Annotated in this window: 13 protein-coding genes and 2 pseudogenes; 12 read left to right on the top strand and 3 right to left on the bottom strand. The window is 63.0% G+C overall.

The window, feature by feature from the left end; translation table 11 throughout:
- Positions 1 to 90: 90 nt before the first annotated feature.
- The 9 genes and pseudogenes from BN976_RS10435 to dpdD all read left to right on the top strand — a co-directional run.
- Positions 91 to 1,020, top strand: a pseudogene (locus BN976_RS10435) (IS256 family transposase); the annotation flags it as partial.
- A gap of 354 nt (positions 1,021 to 1,374) precedes the next feature.
- Complete coding sequence (dpdE, locus tag BN976_RS10425) at positions 1,375 to 4,488, top strand: protein DpdE (RefSeq protein ID WP_109489581.1); 3,114 nt, start codon at positions 1,375 to 1,377, stop codon at positions 4,486 to 4,488.
- Complete coding sequence (gene dpdF, locus BN976_RS32040) at positions 4,485 to 7,031, top strand: protein DpdF (RefSeq protein WP_145977937.1); 2,547 nt, start codon at positions 4,485 to 4,487, stop codon at positions 7,029 to 7,031. The genes dpdE and dpdF overlap by 4 nt, the downstream gene beginning before the upstream one ends.
- The gene (gene dpdG, locus BN976_RS10415) at positions 6,938 to 7,936 is read left to right on the top strand and encodes a protein DpdG (protein WP_268748848.1); all 999 of its coding nucleotides are present in this window, start codon (positions 6,938 to 6,940) and stop codon (positions 7,934 to 7,936) included. Before dpdF ends, dpdG begins: the two co-directional genes overlap by 94 nt.
- Positions 7,933 to 10,962, top strand: coding sequence for a protein DpdH (dpdH, locus tag BN976_RS10410; protein WP_036370333.1), 3,030 nt, complete (start codon positions 7,933 to 7,935; stop codon positions 10,960 to 10,962). Before dpdG ends, dpdH begins: the two co-directional genes overlap by 4 nt.
- A complete protein-coding gene (locus tag BN976_RS10405) occupies positions 10,959 to 11,699 on the top strand; it encodes a hypothetical protein (protein WP_036370331.1) in 741 nt (246 codons plus the stop codon). Before dpdH ends, BN976_RS10405 begins: the two co-directional genes overlap by 4 nt.
- The gene (gene dpdJ, locus BN976_RS10400) at positions 11,696 to 16,021 is read left to right on the top strand and encodes a protein DpdJ (protein WP_036370329.1); all 4,326 of its coding nucleotides are present in this window, start codon (positions 11,696 to 11,698) and stop codon (positions 16,019 to 16,021) included. The genes BN976_RS10405 and dpdJ overlap by 4 nt, the downstream gene beginning before the upstream one ends.
- An 11-nt stretch (positions 16,022 to 16,032) precedes the next feature.
- Positions 16,033 to 16,548 (top strand): phospholipase D-like domain-containing protein DpdK, encoded by a 516-nt coding sequence (dpdK, locus tag BN976_RS10395; protein WP_158498016.1) that lies wholly within the window; start codon positions 16,033 to 16,035, stop codon positions 16,546 to 16,548.
- Positions 16,545 to 18,680 (top strand): protein DpdD, encoded by a 2,136-nt coding sequence (gene dpdD, locus BN976_RS10390; protein WP_145977936.1) that lies wholly within the window; start codon positions 16,545 to 16,547, stop codon positions 18,678 to 18,680. Before dpdK ends, dpdD begins: the two co-directional genes overlap by 4 nt.
- A gap of 463 nt (positions 18,681 to 19,143) precedes the next feature.
- Here the strand turns inward: dpdD and BN976_RS34365 are convergent.
- A pseudogene (locus BN976_RS34365) lies at positions 19,144 to 19,653 on the bottom strand (IS21 family transposase); the annotation flags it as partial.
- A 199-nt stretch (positions 19,654 to 19,852) separates the two neighbouring features.
- Here BN976_RS34365 and BN976_RS10380 point away from each other — a divergent pair.
- A complete protein-coding gene (locus BN976_RS10380) occupies positions 19,853 to 20,278 on the top strand; it encodes a hypothetical protein (RefSeq protein ID WP_051558383.1) in 426 nt (141 codons plus the stop codon).
- 100 nt (positions 20,279 to 20,378) lie between these two features.
- Here BN976_RS10380 and BN976_RS10375 read toward each other — a convergent pair whose 3' ends face one another.
- Positions 20,379 to 22,160 carry a lipase family protein gene (locus BN976_RS10375; protein ID WP_036370321.1) on the bottom strand — a complete coding sequence of 594 codons (1,782 nt, stop codon included), beginning with the start codon at positions 22,158 to 22,160 and terminating at the stop codon, positions 20,379 to 20,381.
- Between the two features lie 162 nt (positions 22,161 to 22,322).
- Between BN976_RS10375 and BN976_RS10370 the strand changes: the two genes are divergently transcribed.
- Positions 22,323 to 23,411, top strand: a complete 1,089-nt coding sequence (locus tag BN976_RS10370; RefSeq protein WP_145977935.1) for a hypothetical protein — start codon at positions 22,323 to 22,325, stop codon at positions 23,409 to 23,411.
- Between the two features lie 124 nt (positions 23,412 to 23,535).
- Positions 23,536 to 23,739, top strand: a complete 204-nt coding sequence (locus BN976_RS10365; protein ID WP_158498015.1) for a hypothetical protein — start codon at positions 23,536 to 23,538, stop codon at positions 23,737 to 23,739.
- Positions 23,740 to 23,765: 26 nt separating this feature from the next.
- Here BN976_RS10365 and BN976_RS33565 read toward each other — a convergent pair.
- On the bottom strand, positions 23,766 to 23,881 hold a 116-nt coding region (locus BN976_RS33565), incomplete at its 5' end, for an integrase core domain-containing protein (RefSeq protein ID WP_084182266.1).

Genomic DNA, 23,881 nt, shown 5'->3' with positions numbered 1-23,881 from the left:
CGCCGACACCAACGCGACAGCCCCAACCCGACCGAGGTGGAGCCAAATCACGTCGTCACACCGGGGCCAATTCAAGTTGACATTGCCACCCTGACTACTGTGGTGGCCACCTACTACCTGCTCGGGTCTCCACCCGGCGGATGGACAAGCTCGTCGAGACCCTGGGCATCACCAGCCTGTCGAAATCCCAAGTCAGCGTCATGGCCAAGGAACTCGACGCCGCCGTCGAAGCGTTCCGGACCCGGCCGTTGGACGCCGGCCCCTACACATTCCTGGCCGCCGACGCGCTGGTGCTCAAAGTCCGCGAGGGCGGCCGGGTGGTCAACGTGCATGCCCTGATCGCGGTCGGGGTCAACGCCGAGGGATACCGCGAAATCCTGGGCATCGACGTCACCACCGCTGAGGATGGGGCCGACTGGCTGACGTTCCTGCGGTCACTGACCGCTCGCGGGCTGTCCGGGGTCAAACTGGTCACCTCCGACGCGCACGCCGGGATGGTCGCCGCGATAGGAGCAGACCCCTGCCAGGGGCAGCCTGGCAGGGGTGCAGAACGCACTACACGACGAATCTCATGGCCGTCACCCCGAAGGCGTCCTGGCCATGGGTCAAGACGTTGCTACATTCATTGTTCGACCAGCCCGACTCGGAATCCGTTGCTGCACAATATGACCGGATAATCGACGCGTTGGATGACAAGCTGCCCAAGACGGCTGAACACCTGGAAGCCGCGCGGGCGGATCTGCTGGCGTTCACCGCCTTCTCCAAACAGATCTGGCGCCAGATCTGGTCCAACAATCCCCAAGAACGGCTCAACAAGAGATCCGCCGGCGCACCGACGTCGTGGGCATCTTCCCCGACCGCAGCGCACTGATTCGCCTCGTTGGCGCCGTGCTGGCAGAACAACACGACGAATGGGCCGAATCCCGGCGCTACCTCGGCCTCGACGTGCTGAGCAAATCACGCGCCGTCAACGACACCCCGACAGAACAGGAGGAGACCCCCGCGGCACTGACCGCCTGAACCATCCCGACGAAGAATCACACGAACGACGTCGTACACCACGTGCCTGGACTTGACCTGATGGGCATTGCCGCCGCGTGATCACCTCCACAGCACCGGTCGAGTCGGCGCTTTCGATCTGTAGCTGTCAGTTCACGAGCGCTAAGCCGGCGCGGTCGCCCGCGACCTTGACATGCATTCGGTTCAAACCCGGAACTTCGCGATGGCACGTGGTCCGGGTCCCTGTCGGACTCGTTTCGTAAGCTAGCTTCGATATGTATGGGGGGTGCTATAGCGTTTGTGGGCAAGCGGCGGGACAAGCTTTGCTGACGGCCGCGTGGCGATGCGGTTGCGGCGACCTGGGGGTATGGCGACGTGGTGATTGAGGCCCGCACCGGGCGACTGGTGCGGACGTCGGCCCTCGGCGTTGGCCGACTTTTGTCGGTGCACGATGATAAGGCGTTAGTTAGGTATTTCACGGCCCCGTCCAACTCGCCTTATGTTGAACGGGAGCATGACTGCAGCGAACTCGCGCCAGCGAGGCTAAGTCCTCACACACGGGTTTACCTGCGTGAGGATTACGGCTGGCGCATCGGCCGGATCGATGCCGACGGAGATCCGGACGATCTCGGCCGCTACCTGATCGCCTTCCCTAACCTTCAAGGCGACCGCCTCACGGATGAGGCGTTCGAAGTTCGCTGGAGGGTTCCCATCGAAGACCCGTTCGTCATCCTCGAAAGCCTCGGGGGTGATGGGCCCCTGGTGTACGAGTCCCGCCTCGAATTCTTGCGTCACTGGGCGACTCAGCGAGCAGCAGCCGTCGGCGTCGAAGGTTTGTTGTTGGCCTCAGTGGAATTGCACCGGCATCAGTTGGCCGTCGTGCGCCGGGTGTCGACCGACCCCATCAAGCGATATCTCTTGGCAGACGAGGTTGGACTCGGAAAAACCATCGAAGCCACAGCGCTCATTTGGCGCTTCCTCGACCGCAATCCCAGCGGCCGCGTCCTAATCCTGGTGCCGGAGCATCTGCGACACCAATGGGCGGTGGAACTCGCCGACCGATTTCGCACCCCACTGTTCGCGAAGGCCTTCGTCAAGATCCGGTCGCTCAACGACGAAGCCACATGGCCGATCGAGTCCGTCGACTTACTCGTCATCGACGAAGCCCACCGTGTGTCTCGCAACGGCACGCTGAGCACCGACGCACGCCGCAAGGTGGCGGAACTCGCGCACGCGGCCGACGAATTGTTATTGCTGTCGGCCACGCCGGTCCGGTCCAACGAGGCCGGCTTCCTTGACTTGCTTTATTTGTTGGATCCGGCGCATTACCATCCCGAGCAAGTCGATGAGTTCACTCGGCGCGTGCACAATCGCGACCGACTGGCGCTCACATGTCAGGCACTGGTTTCCGACATCGACGAATTGGACCTGTCGCTCTACGCCGAGCAGTTGAAGGCTGACTATCCCGAGGATTGCCTGCTCGCCGACCTGCTTGACGCTGCGGACTCCGCTGATGACGAGGCAAGACCACTTGCGGTGACGCGAGTGCGTCAGCACTTGTCCGAGGCCTACCGACTGCACCAGCGCGTACTGCGCACCCGGCGCACACCCGAGGTGATGGCCAGTTTCCGCATCCGCGGACGGAAGCGCGCCAAATCTTTCCTCGTGCGCGTCGGCGACCCCGACACGACTCGCCGCACGGACTTGCTCGATCGTCTACGCATCGACCTGATGTCCGCAGTCGAAGGCGGTGTCCTGGAGCCGATGGAAAGCGTGGAGATGCTACGCGAGGCCGCGCAGCGCTGCGGATCTTTACCACACGCCTTGACTGCGCTGCGGTCGACCGAAGAGAGCGCCCCAGGCGATCTAATTTCCCAGTTGCAGGCGTTGATTCGATCCGGAGTCGTGTCTAATTTAGATTCGTCGATTGACGCGATCGACGGGAATCGTGACGGTCAAGTCGCGGCTCTCGTTGACGCGCTGACGCCATTCACGGGTTCGAAGACTCAATCCCGCGTCGTGGTCGCGTCGACGTTCACGGAGACCGCGCGGGCGGTGACCATCGAGATGAGCCGACGATGGGGTCGGTCACGTGTCGCAGCGCATCTGCGAGACAACGGCGAGGACCAGAACCGTGCCGCAATCGAGCGTTGGATGGCAGGGGGACCATGCTCGATCCTGGTTGTGGACGACAGCGCCGAGGAGGGCGTCAACCTGCAGATCGCCAACCTGTTGATTCATCTCGACCTGCCGTGGAACACCTTCCGCATAGAACAACGGATCGGGCGGTGTGACCGTCATTCGCGTGGCGCCGTTGGGCCGATCGAGTCGAAGGTCGTCGTGTTCGGCGATGAACCGTACGCGATGAACTGGCTCGAGTTCGCCGACGGGTGCGAGGCGTTTACGAGGTCCCTTTCGTCGCTGCAATACGTTCTCAGCGACACCGAACGCCAATTGCTGACAGCCGTGATACGCGATGGGCCCGCCGCAATCGGGGATGCGACGGTCGAACAAGCCGACAAGTTGTCGGAAGAACTTGTGCGGATCATCGCTCACGATGCGTTGGATCAGGTGGAAGAGGAAACGACCGAGGACGCGACGACCGTTGATCAATTGCTTATCGATAGCGACCGCAGTTCGGGATTGACACGCGCGTTGATCACTTGGCTTGAGGGAGTCGGCACCAAACTCGACCGGGAGGACCGCGACGTGATTCGGGTCCGTCCGCGTCCGCGTCCGCAGGTTCCATTTGACCTCGAAACCAAAATCGTTGCAATCGCTGGGAGTCCGAACGCGTTGACACGGTCGCGTGCGGTCAGTCACACCCTCCCGATTCTGCGGGCGGCCCATCCCACCGTGGACGCCGTCGCCGAACATCTGTTGCAGGCGGACCGCGGAGTCGCGTTCACGACGTTTCGACCGTGGCCCGGAATGTCGTCCCCGGTGGTGTTGTTTCGGGCCGACTTCCTCGTCACAGCGGCGTTCCCAGAGGAATTCATCGCATCGGCGGAAGGCCTGGGGGTGATGCCGTGGGTGGATCAGGTGCTTCGGGAGGTGTCGCCGCCGCTCGTCGAGAAGATAGTCCTGGCGCCGACCGGGCGGGAGGCCACCGATCCCCGTCTGCTGGAGCCGTACTCGCCCCGCCGGGGCGACCAGAACCTGAGTTCGCGACCCGAAGTGTTCGCGAAACTCGTTGCAACGCTGGACTGGACGGCCCTGTGCCTCGATGCGGCCGAGCGAACGCGGGCGCTCGTCGACATGCGGGCCTCGGTGACCGATCGCCCGCTCGCCGCGGCTCATCAGATCAGGCAGTCACTCGCTCAGCGGATGGACCGCAGTCGGGCGCGCCGGATGGCGGGGATGATCGACACGGATGCCGACCTCGGTCGACTTGGTGCGATGTTGCCGCAGCGATTGGAGTCTCGAGTCGAGGCCCTGGGCTGCGGGGCGATGTTCGTCGGTGATCCCGGAATCGTGGGCGACCCGTGATTGGGCCGAGTGCTGCCCAGCGATTTCTGGACGACTGGGCAGCGGGCAGCGCGCTCACCGGGACCAGTCGACTCGCCTCCGCATTAGCCCGGCACGGCCCGACGGCGACAAAGGGCGCGGCAGACATCGCAGTGCTGTTGCGCCAATGTCTTCGGGGCGACGACGTTCGCCGCAATAGCTCGATTACTGACAGGGAGTCGTTGGTCGGCGCGTGGCTCGAAGTGCCGGTGTGCCGACTCTTCCCGGAGACGTTCAACTGGGCAGACTACGGCCTGCTCGCCCAGGTTACGGCGCCGGGCCGAATGCGACTCTCTGCGCAGCCGTGGCGGCCCGATTGGCTCGACATGCCCGACGGCAGGAGTGTCGACGGGGGTTCGTCGGCGGCTCTGCCGTGTCGCACCGACGAAACCGTGCCGGGCGACCCCTTCCTAAACGCCATTGACCACTCATTTACTGGTTACAAAACGCCGGGTCAGCGAGCCGCCGTCCGCAGCGCGATGGTATTGCCGGCGGGCGCGACCCTAGTGGTCAATCTGCCCACCGGTGCCGGCAAAACTCTCGCGATGCTCGTTGCGGCGGAGATCGCGCCGCCAGGGATGACGTCGGTCATCGTCGTGCCCACCGTGGCTCTCGCAATGGACCAAGAGCGTCGCTATCTAGCGCAAAATCCAAACTCTCCGCCTGTGGCCTATCACGGCAGCCTCTCCGAGGCCGCAAAGAAGTCGTTCCGGGAACGGCTTTGGTCGGGTCAGCAGCGGATCATGTTCACGAACCCCGAGGCCGTGGTCTCCTCGCTGGCCCGGCCGCTGGCCGAGGCCGCCGGGGGCGGGCGTCTCGCGTTGCTCGCGGTCGACGAAGCGCACGTGGTGGGGTCGTGGGGAGATGCGTTCAGGCCTCATTTCCACACCCTTGCCGGGCTACGTCGATACATGCTGCGCGCTGCTGCCGCCGGCGGCCATCCGCCATTCAAGACCATTCTCGCCAGCGCGACTCTCACCGAAGACGTTTTGCGTCTGCTGCACGCCCTGTTCGGTGAACCCGGGCCCTTCTTTCACGTCGCAGCACCGGTATTGAGGCCGGAACCGGAGTATTGGCAATGCGTCGACGTCGATGCCGCTGAACGGCAACACCGACTGCTCGAGGCGATGCGCCATCTGCCCCGCCCCGCGATCGTCTACACCACTTTGCGTCAGGAGAATCGCCCAGGCACCTTTACGGCGCAGCGGTTGGCGCAGGTTCTTCGTGACGCGGGATTCGAACGGGTCGCGACCGTCGATGGAGGTTCGTCGACCGACCACCGGGAGCGGATCCTTGGGGGCCTGCGCCATCAGGATGGCTCGCCGTCGACGATCGACGTTGTCGTGGCGACATCGGCATTCGGTCTGGGCATCGACGTGCCCGACGTCCGCACGGTGGTGCACGCATGCGTGCCGGAGGGCATCGACCGCTTCTATCAGGAAGTGGGGCGCAGCGGTCGCGATGGAAACGCGTCGGTGTCAGTGCTCGTGGCGACGCGCGAAGACGACGACGTCGCGTCTCGGCTCGCCAGCCCGACGTATCTGACGCCGGAACGGGCGCGAGAGCGGTGGACGTCGATGCTGCACGCCGCCCGAGACGCCGGCGAGGGACTGCTGCGCCTGCCGCTGACGGCGACGTCGGGCAAGGTAAAGATGCACGGTGACTACAACGAACGATGGAACTTATTCACCGTGCTCCTGTTGGCCCGTGCCGGTGCCGTTGCGTGGGATTTCTCATTCTCCGACCGCAATGACGCCGAGGAGGGGGACTCGGACGTCGGGTGGCTAACGGTACGGGTGTTGCGCGGTGATCACCAGACGGACCACTTCTGGGAGACCGTCGTCGAGCCCACACGCCGCTCCATGGTCGACAACGCCCGCGAAGGCCTAGCCCGACTGCGAGCCGCGTTGACCGGAACGGTGTGCCTGGGTGTGGTGACTGCCGAGAGCTTCACCATCGATACACCGCCGGAGTGGCGAGCGACGTGTCTCGCGGCTTGCGGCGGTTGCCGGTGGTGCCGAACGCACGACAAGCCGCGGTGGGCATCGCCCTCACCCATGCCGGCCGCGATTGCCCTGCAAGCCGGCGAAGCACCACTGGGAGATCTAGCGGTGGGCGGCGCCTATGGACTTCGCTTGGCAATCATTGCAGACGTTACCGTGCTGTCCACGTCGAGGAAGTTGAGCCGCCTCGTCGCAAGCGTGGTGGCGGTCGCGCAAATAGGACTCATAGTCGTATCGGACCGATTGTTCGACTCTGTCCGTGACATCGTGGCCAAGTCGCCCACCCTCGTGCGGACAGTCATGGTGGACGCCGTGGGCGAATTCGATCCCATCACCGCCGTCGGCGTCCCGACACTGATCCTCCTGGCGCCCGGAGAGGATGCCGAGGAGTGGTTGCAGGGAAACAGTCGCGCGCCGTTGACGGTCGTATGCGGGACCGCCGACACGCCGGTGGGCCAGACTGGGCTTGTCCTGCGCGAAGTCGACGCGAGCTACGCATACTCGGACTTCGAGAATCTGTGAAGGGAACAAGACCCGTGGCTTTGTTGAATCCACCCGCGCTGCGTCCGAGTGGGATCGTCACGATCGTGAGGTATCTCGACAAGCAGCGCGGTCAGTCCGATAGTGAGGAGCGACTGATCGCAACCCTGGCGCCGTCCAGTCTCAAGGGTGACCCGGCAGCGGACGTGACGGCGAACTTGCGGGCCGCCATCGAACTCGGGTTGATAGAGCGGAGCGGCGACCGAGTCGGCTTGCCCGAGCGGATTCCGACCGCGCTGGGAGGCGCCGACTCGCCTCTCGTCGAGGAGTTACGTAAACGGGTGTTCGACGAGAAACTCAACGTCGCCCCGTGGAGGAGTCAGGTGGGTGCAAGGGACCTGACCAATGCGCTGAGTTGGTTCCTGATGTTACCGGCGGCAGAGGTACCGACCACAATGGAAGGCCCCGACCGTTCCGTCGAGGCCCTTCAGGGACGCGACTTCGGTCCCCGCCAGGAGGAGGGCGAGTCTTCGAACTGGCCGATCAACAACGCTTCCAGATGGATTCCCTTCCGTCGATGGGCATGCACGCTGGGACTGGCGTGGGTCAACCCTCAGGGGCATGCCGTTCCCGACCCCACTCCCGCGATTCGAGACGTACTACCGACCGTCTTCGGTGGTGACCGGGAATTGGCGGCAAACGAGTTCGTGGATGCGGTGGCGCGGTGCATCCCCGTCCTCGACGGGGGGCGGTATCGGCAGTTCGTCATGGCGAACTGGCAGCGTCCGCCGGCCCAGAATGAGCAACTTACCGGTCCCTTAACGGACGCTTTAGACCGACTGCACGGCGAGGGCGTCATCCGTCTCGACGACCGCGCCGACGCGGCCCGCGTTGCGAAGGCCGGCGGAGCGACCTTCTCCCACGTGCGATACGGCGCAACCCAATGACGACGAGTTTCGTGAACTTCGTTTGCTGGCGCGATGATTCGGTGCTGGCCATGACACCGCGCGACGCCGCAAGCCTGACCGATGGGCGTTTCCAGGCCATCCACCACCCGTTGCAGTTGCGACGCCGACGGTTGGATCAGCGTGAGGGAGGTACCTGGACGACCGAAGCCGACGTAGTCGCGGCACTGAAGGGTGCCCTGCGGCCCGACGGTTACCTGTTCATACCTGTGGTCGGTGGTTCCGGCACCGGGAAGTCGCATCTCGTGCGATGGGTGAAGGATCAGACCGAGGGTGAGTCGGGTTGGGAGATTCGTTATCTACCGAAGAACCGCACCGGTCTGCGACGAGCCATCGAGATCGTGATTCGCGGTCTCAACGGCGCCAAGATCGAGGAAGCACGTGAAGCACTCGCCACCGCCCCATCGCACACCGAATCGGGCGCCGTCCTTGCGGAGCGGCTGCTTGACGAATTGGCATTGCTGGTAAGCCAACTCGATGACCATTCGTCAGCGCTCGCATCAGATTCGCCCGGCGACAAGAAGGCTGCTCTGCTGCGCAAGCGACTCTCGATGGAGTTGCCCGACCTGCTTCGAGATCCTGTCATGCGTCGAAGGCTTACGGCACAAGGTGCGGTGATCCCCCGGTTGGTAGGGCTGGCGCTGCGCGGCCGTCAAGAGGGTGATGGCCTCGACGACGATGCGACGCACTTCGTCGACACCGACCTGCCCTTGACCTTTGAAGAGATCGGCAACGCAAGCAAAGGCGCGCGAGATCTTCTTCGGAAGTTTGCGACGCTACCCGACTACAAAATCGCCGCCGTCGCGATGATCAATGAGGTCCTGCCCGCGGCCGAGAAGCACGTTGCGGTGAGCAATCAGGTCGACCTCGTTGAGGTGTTCCGCGAAGTTCGTAGGGCACTTCACAATGACGGCAAGCAACTTGTGCTGTTCGTCGAGGATCTGACCGTTCTGCACGGAGTCGAACGGGAGTTCCTGGACGCCATCGTTGAACCGGCGCACTCACCAGACGGCGACATGTGTAGCCTGCGGATGATATTCGCGGTCACCGAGGGGCATTTCGATGATCTGGATACCGTCCGAACGCGTTGTGACGATGCTTATTGGCTCGACGCGGAATACGGCGATGGGGTGGGCGAGGATGAAGCGCTGTCGTTCGTGGCGCGGTACTTTAACGCCAGTCGACTCGAGCCCACCGAGATCGACGCGGCGTGGGCCGGCCGACACGGCGAAACCAGCGATTGGCTCCGAAACGCCTGTGGCGACTGCGTGTTTCAAGAGAAGTGCCACGAGACGTTCGGAGTGAGTCGCGAGGGTTACGGGCTGTATCCGCTGAACGCGGAGGCAGCAGGACGAATCGTCCGGGCACTGTCGGGCGAGCGGTTTGACCCCCGCGACGTTGTACGGGAAGTAGTCAACCGGTTCCTCGTTCAAGGCTCCCGTGACATGTCGAGTGGGCGGTTTCCGTCCTCGTCGACGCTGGAGCATTTCGACTCCACCAGCGATCCGTTACCGGCGCTGATTGGGTCGCGCGTCGAAGCGCTCAGGCCCATCGATCACGGGCGTATCCGCAACATTCTCCGCTACTGGGCCGGAATCGAGTCTCCCACCGACGTCAGCAGTGCGGTGCTGACCGCCTTCGGTGCGGGTGACTTCGTCGCCGACTTGCCGTCGCTGAGGGGTCTTGACACAGGCAACGGTGAGAAGGGCATCTCCCGACAGAAGCCCAAAGAGGGTGACGCGCCGCGCGGACGCGTGGCGGACCTCCTGAAGAGCGACCTGAAGAAGCAGTTCATCGAACTGACGGCGTGGGGAAGTCGTCAGCACGAATTGTCAGCCACGACGACCCGAGAATTACGCAAGTCCATCAGGACATTGATCCGCAACAATCTCGAATTCGGGCCGTTACCGGTCAACCTTGGACCGAGTTTCGACGAGCACCGATTCGGTGACGGCAACGTCGTAATCGAAGGATCGGTGACCGCGCAGTCGGCCACATCGGCGTTCATCGTCATCGAACGCAACGAGGTCAACGCCGCGGCCCTCGAGGCCCTAGTGCTCGCGCAGAGCAAAGGCGTTGGTCTACACGGGTATCCGCAAGCGTCCGCATATCGTCAGGCGTTGGCGTTGGCCGTCGAGCGTTGGACTGCCGCCGTTACGGACAAACTCGATCGACCCGTTACGCCCGCCACCACCGCCGCCGTGCACGGCGCAATCGTCGCCTCGGCGGTGATTGGCGAACTAGGGCGGGCAGCGACACCCCCGAAGTACATTGCGGCGTTGTTCGCCCCGTCGCACGTGCAGCAACAAGATACGACTGAGCGAACGGCAAAGTGGACTGCCCTACTAGCTCGCGCCAGCGAATTGAAGTCGAGGCTTCAGGGGGTACTTGACGCCGAGTTCGGAGAGGCGCGCGGTTCAGGAGCCATCCGTATGATCCAGGCCGATCGATTGTTGCCGATCGTGAAGGACTTCGCCGCTACTTGGACGTTGGACACAACGGACGCGGCCATCGGTCAGTTCATGCGAGCGGTGCAACCGGCGGTCGACGATGAGTGGAGGCAACTTCGCGAGCATGTGGCCGCCGCCTTGCCACTAGTCGAGCGTGACCGCTCTTGGGAGGATCAGACCGCCAAGGTAATTAGCGTTCTGCGGACGGGGGTGAAGTCCGGACGTCTGGACGACAACGATGCAGTCGAGGAACTGACCGTCCTTGCCGGCCGGAACCCGACTCGCGCGCTTCGCGCCTTCTACGAGGCCGTCGACGTCGTTGGCGGCGACACGTCGCTCGCCGACAAGATCGCCCTGATCGCCGGCGACGTCCCGGCACACGTGGCGTCGATTCACGCCTTCGCTGTTCGGGCCGCTGCAGCGATGACGAGCATCGAGCGCGATCTGGCGGATCGGCCCACCGGAACGGGCGGATCCAGCGACCTGCAGCGTGCCGCGGCGCGGGTGGTCGAGGTGACCGAACGATTCGGGAACGCCGTGAAGGGGCTGGGCCGATGAGTCTGTATGACAAGGCAGTCGAGTTACAGTTGCAGTTGGAGACTGCGCAGTCGGCTGACTCGAGCGTTGAACTCGTCTCGCGCGCGGACAACTTCGTCGACGCCATCACCACCGCCACCGACTACTTGAACGCGATCACACGGTTGAAGACACGGATGTCGATCTACGACTCTCCGTCGATCGACACGAAGGCCGCCGCCGCCGCGATCAGTGCTTTCCGCGCCGGCCTAGCCAAGTACGGCGTCAAGGCCATTCAACAGAAGCCCGCAGCCAAGCTTATGGAGGTTGCCAGAGACCAGCGCGTACAAGCGGCTCGGTGGGCGGGCGCCCGTTGGCGAGCCGCGTTCGACGAGTATGAAGACTCGGTGGATAAGGCACGACCGGGCCGCCTCGTCGGCGGTTCCACGCACCGGATCAGCGCCGAACGCCATGCCATCAAGCTGGACATGCTGCGACGCCAGGATCCCATCCTCAACGAGGACAAAGTGATCGCGGCCCTAGACACAGGCGGAGGCGACGCGTCCTGGTTGGATCGACTAGACGAACTCCACGTCGGTCTTAATTCGGCGCTGCAGGCACTGGAGGCGGAACGCGCCGCTTTGACACCGGAGGTACGTGAGGCACTGGAGACCGCTGCATCGGAAGGCGGGCTGTCGCTGGCGGACGTAACGACCCAACTGCTCGATGCGTTGCACGCCGCCGGTGTCGACGAAGACCTCGTCGTGCGACGCCGATGAACGCCGACGTGTTGCGCGCCGTTCTTAACGGGGTGGAACGTCGCGAACTCCCGTTGCTGAGTTGGGGCGTCAGCGATGGGTCACTGACCGAGGCCGAACTCGAAGAATTAATAGAGGAGTTCGCGCCGGGGGAGGATGTCGACACAATTCTCGATGCATTGATCGATCGCGGCCTGTTGTTCGCCTCAGGCGTCATCGAGCAGCGATTTCGCAGTCGAATGGCTGAGACCGTGCGATTGGCCGCCCGGTTACGTCAGTGGTTTCACGGCAGACCGTGGACTTCTGCGCCCAGTCTGGTGTCCGATCTTCGTTTTCTCAGTCGGCCGCGCACGGTGCCGCGGCGCGATATCGATGCCGCCGAACTAGATGCCGCGTTGCGAACCGGTAGCGCGGTGTGGTCGGCGGAGCATCAGAACGCGATGACGTCGCTGCTGGGTGGGCGCAAAGTCTCGGCCTTTCAAGCGCGCGCCATGGTGCGCTTGTCCCAGCCACATTCGGGCCCGCGCGGAACCGTCATCGCTGCGGGCACGGGATCGGGCAAGACGCTGGCGTTCTACCTTCCTGCTCTTACACAACTCGCGGCCACTTCGCCGCCTGCCGGCGTGCCACGCATCATCGCGATCTACCCGCGCATCGAGTTGCTGCGCGACCAACTGCGCAACCTCTTGGTGACGTGTCGCGCCTTGGGAGACTTGACCGTCAGCGTCGGCGTGCTTTACGGCGACGTTCCGAGGGACCGGGCAGCAGCTTCCCGGCACCCGGCGTGGAAGCCCGCACCCGACGGGTTGGTCTGCCCGATTTTGACCTGCCTCGAGGACGGGTGCGCAGGGCGGCTCATCTGGCCGGACTCTGCTGGCGCAACCGAGCGACTGGTATGCGAACGCTGTGGATCGGTCGTCGGGCCGCAGACACTGACGCTGACTCGGGACCGCCTCAAGGCCGCGCCGCCTGCGATCCTCTTCGCCACCACCGAGATGATCAACCGGGAACTGGGCTCGCGGGCGTATCGGCGCGTACTCGTAGGTGACGAGTCCCGGTCACCGGACTTCCTGCTGCTCGACGAGATCCACACCTACACCGGCACGCATGGGGCTCAGGTGGCCAACCTGCTGCGACGGTGGCGTGCCGAAGTGACAACCCCTCCGCACGTGGTTGGGCTCTCGGCGACGCTCGCCGACCCCATCGGTTTCTTCGCAGACTTGACCGGATTGTCGACCTCACATATCGCCGCGGTCCAAACCGAACCCGCCGAGATGGCGGAGATCGGCCGGGAGTACTTCTTGGCCCTGCGAGGAGACCCGGCCTCGCAGACGTCGTTGTTGTCGACCACAATTCAGGCGTCAATGCTGATGAGACGGTCGCTCGATCCGGACCCGGGAATCCCCAGCGGTGGCGCCTTCGGATCCAAATTGTTCGTGTTCGTCGACGACCTCGACGTGACCAACCGACTCCACGCTCAACTGTTGGACGCGGAGGGATGGCGACCCGGTGGTGTCAACCGCAAGCCCAACGGCAGTCTGGCCACCCTGCGCGCGTCGTCCGGTCCCGACGTGCGGGCGCGAGACGACGCCGGCCAACTCTGGCGGATGACGGAGGATCTGGGCACGCTGGATCGCCCAATGCGCATCGCCCGCACTACTTCTCGGGACAGCGGTGTTGATGCGAGCGCTGACGTCGTTGTCGCGACCGCTTCCCTGGAAGTCGGCTTCGATGATCCGTTCGTTGGGGCCGTTATTCAGCACAAGGCGCCGCGGGATCCGGCCCAGTTCATTCAGCGCCGAGGGCGGGCAGGCCGCAACCCGATCATGCGCCCCTGGACCGTGGTGGTGCTCTCGGACTTCGGTCGGGACCGCTTAGCGTTTCAGTCCTATGACTCTCTATTTGATCCCGTGATCCCTCGCGTCGCGTTGCCGTTGAGAAACAGGAGCATTCTCAAGATGCAGGCGACGTGGTGGCTGCTGGACCGACTGTCACGCTCCGGTGCAGGACCGTCGCTCGCCGCGGTCATCGAGAAGCGCTGGTCGTCCCGAAACAGTCAGCGCGAACACGCCAAGCGGATTCTCGACCACGTTCGAGAACAACTGAACTCGTCGGCGATCGAGCGGATGGGACAGCAGTTGCGGCGGGCTCTGTCGCTGAGCGATGAGGACCTGCGCGCTGTGTTATGGGATCATCCCCGCGGCCTTATTCCGTCGGTGATGCCTACGCTCATCCGCGGTTTGGAGGTAGCCGCATCCGAACTTCCGCTCGACGACCAGGACTGGCCACGACCGCTCGCCGACTTCCTGCCCTCCGCCTTGTTCTCTCCCCTTCAGACGCCCGAGATCGATGTCACGACTCCGGTCTCACAACCGGAACCCGAACGGGAATCGGTATCGCAGGGTTTGCGTCAGTTTGCGCCAGGACGAGTCAGCTACCGCTATGCGCGGCGTGGGCGGGCGGACCGATTGTGGGTCGAGCCACCCCTTCCCGAGGTCACCGCGCTGGATCTGTCGACGTTCTGCGACGACTACGCCGAACTCGAACCACCTCCCGGGGAGGAGGGTGGTCGTCTCGTTCAACCGCGCGGCTTGAAGGTGACCGCGCCGCCGGAGACGGCTTCGGATTCCTCGTACGGGAGATGGCTTTGGCGGGTGGCGTTTCGGCAGGCCGGCGACCCCGTCCCTCTCGAGATTCCCACAGGAAGTTCATGGGCGTCGGTCGTGACCGAATTCCACGCCTACACCCATCGCTATCGCTGCGCTCACACGATCTGGCGGTACGCAGAGCGTTTCGCGGTCGAACGCAACGCCGACGGCGCGCCCGCCGTGACCGACCACGCCGTCACCTTGGACAGCGAACCCGTCGCGGTCGGATTTACCATGGACGTCGACAGCGTCGCGTTGACCGTGGCGCTGCCCGAGCACAGTTCGTCGTCGCCGGCACTGCTGCAGTCGCTGCGTGTCGCGCGGATGGAGTTCCTCATCCGATCGGGAGACGGGCTCACAGGCCTGGTGCCCTCGCGCTTCACCCGCGAGTGGCTTCATCAGGTGCTGCTGTCGGTGTTGGTCGTGAACAGCCAGACGTGCCCAATCGAGCAAACTTTGAGCCGGCTAGGAGACGACCAGCTGAGGACGTCAATGCTCGATGCCGCGCGGGAGGTCTTCGGGGTGCTGCAGACCGATGATCGTGACGAGGGCTCCGATCGTCGGGATGCGAACCTCGTCGCCGATCTCTCCGCAGCACTCGACCTGCCCGGCGTCATCGACGAGTTGCGCTCGGCAGCAGCAGCGTTGGGGGCGGAACCTGATGATAGGTGGCGCCCATGGCTGGACGAGCGCTACTTGACGACGTTGGCTTCGGCGGTAGTGGAAGCGATCCAGAGTTCCTGCCCTGAGGTCGATGCTAGTGAATTGCGAATCGACCTCACGGACGCACGATCCGAGGGGCGTTCGGCGCAGATCATCATCAGCGAGGACGAACCCGGCGGCCTTGGCATCGTGGAAGCCCTGGTCGACCGCTACGTCGAAGATCCACGCAGGTTTTGGGCCTTGTTGGAGACGGCGTTGGGATCATCCGACGGTGAACGCATCGATGAGAACATGCGCGGGTTCCTGGCCCGGACGGACACGCCGCTCATGGCCGAACGTCTCGCAGGCATCCGCACGGCCGACGATCTCGCGGGCCTCACGTCGGCATGGCAGCGCATGCGCATCGCCCTGTTCGACACCGGTTTAGCCTGCGACCACGCCATGATCTCCGCCTTATCCTCACGCCTGCTGCGTCCTGGAAGCGGTCAGGCGCTCGAACATCTGATCGCCGATCTGCTCACACGTTGGGATGACATGGAGTCCCGTCTCGGCATCGACATTGAGTTGCGGGTGTTCGCTTACGTTGCCGCATCGGATCCCGATGTCCGCCGACGCATTCAGTCCATCACTGGCGGGCACGTCGGCCAAGCCGGATGGGAGATCGGACAGATCGTGGGCCTTCTCTGGTCGCGCGGCTACCGCGTCCGGTCGTCTTCCCTACAGACGTATTCACCGTTTCGGGAGTACGAACCAACGGAGCGACTCCTCTTCGCCGAAGTGATCCGACCTCCCGATCTAGTCGTGGACGGCACGGGTCCGGGATGGCGAAGTGCCGTTGACGAGCGCCTGCGCGAGGCCGCGACGGCGACGATCCGCACTCCCACCGACGTCAGGGCTGCCGAGATCGTCCGCGAGATGTTGATTGAGCCGACGAGCGTCGACGTACTGGAGTTTCATCCTCGGGTTGTGGGACTGTCGCGTTCCCCGGCGGGCCTGGACGTTCGCGTCGAGTTACGGGAGGCCAGGCAATGAAGTCCCGCAGTTTGCGAACCTCGGCGTTGTCGTCTCATCAAGAACTCGCCGACGCCCTCCAGGCTCTCTTCGTAGCCGAACTGCTCAACCCGAGCCAACCCCTGTGGATCGTCACTCCGTGGATTTCCGATGTCGAAATACTCGACAACCGAAGCGGACTGTTCACCGGGTTACTGCCGGATCTGCCCCGACGACCGATCCGACTGATCGAGGTATTGATCAGCTTGCTGCAACGCGGCGGCACGATCGTCATCGCGTGCCGTCCCGACGGTCACAACCAAGCGTTCGTCGAGCAACTCAGGCACCGCGCGGCGGCGGAGGGCAGCCTCATCAAGCAACTGTCCTGCAGATACGCCGGTGAGCTTCACGAGAAGGGAATACTGTCGGGCGCGGTCTTGCTCAGCGGCTCGATGAACCTCACATACAACGGCATTCGCCGCCTCGAGGAATCGATCACGATAAGCCACGACCTCGACACCGTTGCACGCACCCGCCACGCGTACGAAGACCGATGGGGCATGGTGTGACTGACCCCAGCAACCCGTTCTTCACCTCGCCCAATGAAATTGTCCCATCGCAACTCGAGGGCGAACTGGCTCAACTCCTCGACACGTTGCGAACCCGCTTCGACCGCTTGGGAAAGCGGACTCTGCTCCCGTCGAGAACCGCCGGGGTTACACGATGGTACGGACTTGCTCCTACTCCCCGTGACGGGCATCTGCTGCGCGACGAAATCCGATGCTGGCTCGACCGACCGTTGACGAGCGGACGCGCCGACGTTACTCAGACGACGGCCGATCCCGTTGATCGACTAGCGCTGGACCTCGTCCCGCAAGGGGCGGCGATGCGTGTCGACGTCGCACCGGGATGGATGCAACCCGTGCGGCGAAACGTCGAGGCGCTGACTACAATTTGGGCGCTGGAACCAGACCGTGGGATCGATCAACCACGTCCGGTGGGTCGCATTCTTCGACAGTTCTACGACAGCCTAATGGGGAACGATCGCTCCCAGGCTGAAGCGGCACTCGACGAACTGCGAGGGCGGGCAATGATCAGTGCCACAAACCTGCGGTTCCTCCGGGTCGAGATGATTAGTTCGCTCGGCACGCCCACAGAGTTGCGCGACGATCCATCCCTAAGAGATATCTCCCTGCTGGCCCGACCACGCGCCGTGACAGAGAGCCTCGCCGATGCCGCCGACGCCCTGGTGGCGGCACACCTGGGCGACGCCCCGAGCAAGGATGACCTGCTTGTTGCCGCCAAGCGCATAGACGCCGCCTGGCCGACGTTGGTGACACATGCCTACCAGGTGACCACGCCCGCCACGGCGCGCTGCTACGCACTTGCGCAGTTGCTTCGCGACACCCCCGACGAACGGCAAGTGCGTCATCTGTCGGACCAAAATGTGGACGACGCGGTAATCGCCGCGGTCCGCGCCGCGATTACCGCGCCGCGGCCGCGACCAGAGGCAGCAGTGACGACGCTGTCGCTGTACTACGACGGCGAATACGAGGCCGCGATCCGAATGGCAGACACGCCTACGCCCGACCGTTCATCGGCGGCCATCGCACTGGCTGCGGCCGTGAATATGCAAGACTCCCTGTGCGCCAGTCACGCGTTGGCCATCGTCGATCGACTACCTTCCGACGACCGTTCGCACCTGTTGGAGCAGGCGGTCGAGAAGAGTTTCTTCGACCGACTCCAGGCGATGACCGCACAAAGTCGCATACCACAAGACTGGGTCGACTGGCTGTGCGGAGAGTGGCCCGATCGACCAGATCTACTCGCTGACTGGTCACAGAACTGGCCGCGCACCCCGGACTATCTCGAGGCCACGGCTGAGGATCTCGCGACAAACTTGATCGACGCGTTCAGCGATGCACGACGGCCTCGGGTGAGAAACGGCGTCCCTTTGTTGGTGGAATGGCTTACAGAGGGCGGGATTCCACCATCCGGCATTGCGTTCGGCACGACGATATTTGACATTATTTTGTCCAGCGAACCCGGCAGGACAGAGCGCCAGGCATCACTTGTACTCATGGAAGAAATACTTGCAGCAGGATGCACATCCTCCGAATACACGGAGATCCTCGATGCCGTGGCACGCGCATTGCATGTCATCGGACCGCGGGACGCACCCTGGTTGACACAAGTCATCGATCTACTACTCACGTACGCGGCGCCGCGTCCGGAGGATCGAGAAGGGGTCATTGTCAAAGCCGCCAGCGTGGCCCGGGGATGGGCCGAGCGCATCGACCCCAGCGATGCGCTCGTGCTGGGTATCCTCTTTAACTCCGCGCGCACCGAATTCACCGTAGACAACCAGGACGGAGCGAGGACAAGCACGAGGCCTTTCAAGACAATTGGTGTGTATTCGATGATGGAGAATGCGATCCAAGTCGTAACCAAATGGATTAGTGAACGGTGGCCCGAAGTGACCGTGAGGGCATCATCTGAGGCCGACAGCAGCAAGATGCTGATTTCTCTTGTTCAGAGTGTCGACGTCATGCTCGTACAGACCAGTCGCGCCAAACACGCTGCCACCGCAGCGATCGACGCAGCGATTACTGACCGCAGCAGACTTGTGTATGTGAACGGCCGTGGCGCATCATCCTTGATGCGAGCACTGCTCGACTGGACTGACGGCCCATCGGACTAGCGCCCCAAGGGTTCCTAGCCAATCGTGATATCCGTCAGTGCTCGCCAGAATACTGCCGATGTCGATGACGGGGGATCCTAGTTGGACTCGGTTGCGTCCAGCAACGCGTTGTATGAGGTGTCGACTCCTGTCGAAAGGGCACCAAGTTCCGTGGTGGTTTTCGACCCGCGCCGACAAAGAACGACCGCTTGTGTTCAGTCGCGCATGAATTTCGCCATCATGGTTCCCGAATCATGCATCTTCAGTTGGCAGATAAGCATGTATTTTGGGATACGCAGGGCACACCGCTCGCCAGTCACACGTAACACAGGTGGCGTCGTCTGACGCATCAGTGGGCCACTCGGCCAAGATGTGAGGCGACTGCCGTTCTTTCGCGCGAGCAATCCCTATGTTCAGCACGACATCGTCGAACTTCCTGGCTTAAACCTGCTGGGAATCCACGTCGATGGGTATGACGCGCAACGCTCCACACCGCGACCCGGCGCCCCGTCGCCGGGTCCAGCCACATCCCCAACTTGCCGTAATCGATCTGCGCTTCGCTACCGGGATCGACCACGCCGCGAGCCACGGGACCTTCTCTTCGAGGTGTTGTTGGGCGAATTCCGTTGCCATGTAACGACGTACCGTGGACTCAGAAACCTCGACACCGCGCTCATCGCGCAGGCGTTGAGCGATGGTGGCCGCCGTGACCCGCGCCTTGAGCTGGTCGGCGATCCAGTCCCGGTGCACCGCGATTCGATCCCAGGTCAGCGCCCGCACGCTCGGATCAATCACCTCAGGGAACCACCGCCCGATCCGTTCCCGCCACAACTGCTCATTAAACGGCTCCTCCGGCGCGGGCTCCAGCCCTTCGGCGATGGCCGGCGCCACGTATTTGCGGATGGTTTTGCGGTCGATGCCCAGAGCCTCATAAATCTGACACCTGGGATCGGCCGGCATGCCAGTGCCGAAACATCTCCACGAAGTCGGTCACGTTCCACCATCTCCTCGCCAACTCAGGCCCCTTCCAAGGCCCCCGGCGGGGCTCTTGAACGAAGCGAACCTGAGCAGCGCCCCAACCCCGACCGGACACGCCCCAAGGGGTGGGGAATTACGTGACGGCGGGTGAGGAATTACGTGACGGACAACCCCTCAAACCTGGGGAAATACGTGACCGCTGACACCGTGGATTCGTGCTGCACGACGCCATCGACAACACACAACCGGCAGTTCGCCAACTCGATACGCTCGCCGGGGCGACCGTGTTTCTCCGGGCAGCGGGTCTGTTGGTGACCGGGCCGCAACTGATGGCGCTTGAACTCATGGAGCGTGACGGCATACAGACCCGTGACGCCGCCGCAGTGGCGCGCTACCACAACGAAGGACAGTTCCTGGCTGACAGGATGATTGAGCGTTGTCACGTTGAGCGCCGCCACTCGGTGTATCTGAACATCGACCTCGACGACGACACCCCGGGCCTGGCTCTCGATGTGGCTTTGTCACAAGCATCCACTCCCGGCACCATCGTCGTGTTCCGAAGCCAGCCACCGCGTGTCGGCTCCGTTGCCCAGATCGCTGTGCCACCAGGGGTTGTTCTGCCAAATTGTGACCGCTCGTAGCATTGCGGCAACTGAGAACGCAGGCACTGTGGCTGCGGCCAGTTCAGATCTGGCGCCATTACAGGTGGAACTAACTGTCCTACTTTGGGATCGGTCCGTCCTAGCCCTCCAGCGCCCTCGGCTCACCATCGGTGATGGCTTTCGGGGATAAATCCCTTTCGATCATGAAGCGCAGCAGTGCACTGAGCACGGCTTGGGCAGCCGAAAGTTGCACGACCTTCGATGATTTCGGATCACTGAACGGCTGTAAGCGGTTCAGGGCAGCCGAGACCTGGCTCTCGAAATCGGTCAACTTGTACCACAGGGTTGTGTCGAACGGTAGGTCGAGCTTCTTGCGGGCATGCTCGGTTGCGACCCGCATCATCAAGCCTTCCAGATTCAGTACTGCGCTCGGGCCTCCGGACCCCGACACTGCTGCGGCAGTTGCCGTGGCAGCGCCTGTTCCGGCAAGACCCCCGAGCATCGCCAGCCCACCCATCATCCCGCCGGGGCCAAAGGCTGCGAGACCGCCGGTAATCGCCGCTGCCCCAAACACCCCCGCGGGGGCCGCCACGGCCAATCCGACTGGACCCGCCGCGAGGAGGGCGATACCTGCCGCCGCGGTCAACACGCGACCCCACGGCACGCCGCCTCTCCCTGATGCGCACCCTTGGACATCCTTGATCGCCTCGACGACCGCTCTGCCGATGCGGCGCGTGTAGCCGAGTTCAACGGCAATGTCTTCAAGGGCGCGGGGTACTGCGTCGCCCGTGTCGATCTCGTACGGTGTCACTGGGTTTGTCAGGGCCAAGACCACCATTTCCCCGACCGCCTCATGGATCTCCCAACGGTGCAGCAGTTTTGGGAGGATTCCTCCTGCGAGCTCCAACATTTCGGGTGCAAGCGGCTGCCCCGAAGCCGCGTATTGCAGAATCTGTGCGGCCAGGTCGTCTCGGAGGATGTTTAGCGCGGCGCGGAACCGCGACTTCAGTGCTTCATCCTTCATATTTCGCGCAACTGCCTCAGCGAAATGTTGCAGCAGCAGCATCGACGCTTCACCGTCGCCTAGTCGCACAGAAATGTCAGCTGAGGCGGTTGCTACCTCTTTCGTCGGGTAGAGGATGTCGGCCACCAGCGTTGAGACAGAGGGCTCGCCCAAGTAGCTGGCGGCATCGTGACCGCTGATTGTGGTCAGGAGGAAATCCTGTGCTCCTGGAAATGTGCTGGCCAGGCCGCGTCCGCCGGTCACGATGTCGCGGGTATGGAAAAAATTCGACCAGTCGTCGACCCGCGAGTACGGGAACTTCTTGAGTAGCCTCTCACTGCCTTGATGGAGCGCACGGATGTTCGCCGGGCTGCCGATGGTGATGAAGCGGCGTACATGCAGACTTCCCGGGAGATGATCAAGCAGATCGATAGCGATAACCGAGCCGAGGCTGTGCGCGATCAGAATGATGTCCCCGTGGCTGGGCAAATGGTCGATGATGTGGTTCATCACGCCGGCACGGACCTTGTCGTCTCGTACATAGCGACGCACCTGGTCCAAATCCATCACGGATAGGTGGTTGAACGCAAGGTCGGGTGCGACGTCCCAGACAGGACCCGGGACCAGGTTGAAACCGAAAGTCCTCACACCGTGCTGGATGCGAAGCTTTCGTTGAATCCGTGCCTGCCGGCGCTCGAAATCCTGACGAGCCTTCGCTTCATCCCGGGGTTTGTAGGTGATAGGTGGGAGTTTGCCCGACCGCCCATCTGTCTTCAGGCGTGAGTGGTACCGAGGAACAATGACCTGCTCGCGGTCGATGAGGTTATAGCCAGCCGCTTCAAGGCCTCTATTGAGCCCGTCAAGCCATGTGTAGTTCGGGTCTCCATCACCGATTCCGTGCAAGAAAACGATCCTCATCAACGATTCCCCTCCGTCGGGCGGCGACGTCTTCCGCCCCCATTCACAAGTCGATTATGCCGACACTGCTTGTGATAGCCGCCACGGGTCGCTTTGCTCGTTCTGCAACTCCAGTCCTCGTAACCCGAACGGAACGTCAGTCTGGAATGAGACGATGTCAAGGTGACACAAAGGTCGGGTGGTGGCGGCGCAGTATCGGTGGTAGCTGCGGGTGTTGGCGGACTCTACGCGTTTCGAATCATCCGGCAACTTCGGCACCGAGCCGTTAATCCGGACCTCAAAGACCCCGCCCGCAACCTGATGCGGTGGCTGCAGGTCTTGGCGGTCGGTGTGGCGGCGTTGATCGTCGGCGTCACAGCCGCCTTGATTTGGTGGCAGGGTCCAGTGGCGATCATTTTGGTCGTCCCTATCGCGCTGCTGGTGTTAATGACCGGACTGTTGGCGGCGCTCTATCTTTGGGTGTTTGCAGTAGGCAAGCGGCGAAAGACCGGTTTCATGATCTGCGAAGTCCACTATCCGGACGCGCCACGGCAGGTCAAAGCGAGCATGCGCCGCATCTACCGGGCAAATCATCGAGTGCAGTCAGGAAGCGCGTATAGCGTCGGCATCTTCGGCGATGTACAACTTGATCGCCTGGTGTATTCGGCAGCCGAGCGTGCTGTGGTGTGCTCGGAACTGGTTGCAGCAATTAGGCATCTTCGGCCGGATGCAGTCGATGCGGATCGGGTGGCGCTAGAGGATGCCAACACTCAGATCAGAGATCTCACCGCGTTCATAACTGATGTTGAGCTAGCGCTCGAGCGGAGCGCGGATAGCGCCAAGCAGTTGTCAGTGCAGATGGCTGGACATGAGCGGCGACGCGAGGCCTCGACCGCCGCGAGTCCGCAGGTTGTTATCCGGGAAGACTGCCACACACGGGCGCGGTCGCGGCTAGACGAGGCTCGAGACAGAGCGAGAACGATGGATGAGGTCGACATTAACGACGTAGCGGACCGAATCCAGGCCGTCCAATTGGCTTACCAGGAGACTGCAGAGGTCGCCAACAAGGTGCTCTATCCGGAGGTCCTTTTAGATGGCACGTCAACGACCTCGCCGAGTTCGGCTGGTTCCGAAGGGTCTTCCGGCGCGGGAAACAAGCGGAAGGCCGTGCTGCGTGAGGTCGCTAAGCCCGCGACTAGAACTGGCAGGTCGGCTGCGGCTGCGGCGAGGTCACGAGTTCGCAGCCTAAGCAACAAGAATCACCCGCGTTGACGACTCATTCGTGCCTGCCAGATCATGCGATGGTGAACGAGGCTTCAGCACGACCACTTGATCAAGGATATGGGCCGGCAACCTTTCGTCGCAACGCTGCGCAACACTCGTCGTGGAGCTCGCTGTGTGGGTGTTCCTGCCGTGGTCTCTGCTCGCGATCTACGTCCTTCCCCTGCTTCTGATCGATCTGCTGCAGGCAGCGATCCTGAAAGCGCGGTCGGGGACTCTGGGACAGATCGGTCGAGGGACGCTGATCGGTCTGATCGCAGCGCCGGCGGCGCTTGCGGTGTTCTTGCCGGGGTTGTGGCTCGCTCAAGCGCTGGGTTGAGGGGGACCCGTTTGGTGGTCCAGTCGTTATGCGACTTTCGGTTGATGGGTCGTGGCCCACTGTAGGGCAAACTCGGCCGGGGTGAGGTCGCCGTGGGCGGTGTGGGGCCGATTGGCGTTGTAGTCACGACGCCAGTCCTCGA

The sequence above is a fragment of the Mycolicibacterium austroafricanum genome (genome assembly GCF_000612725.1).
GTDB lineage: Bacteria > Actinomycetota > Actinomycetes > Mycobacteriales > Mycobacteriaceae > Mycobacterium > Mycobacterium austroafricanum.
The sequence above is the reverse complement of the archived record's forward strand: the minus strand, read 5'-3'. Positions and strand labels throughout refer to the sequence as shown.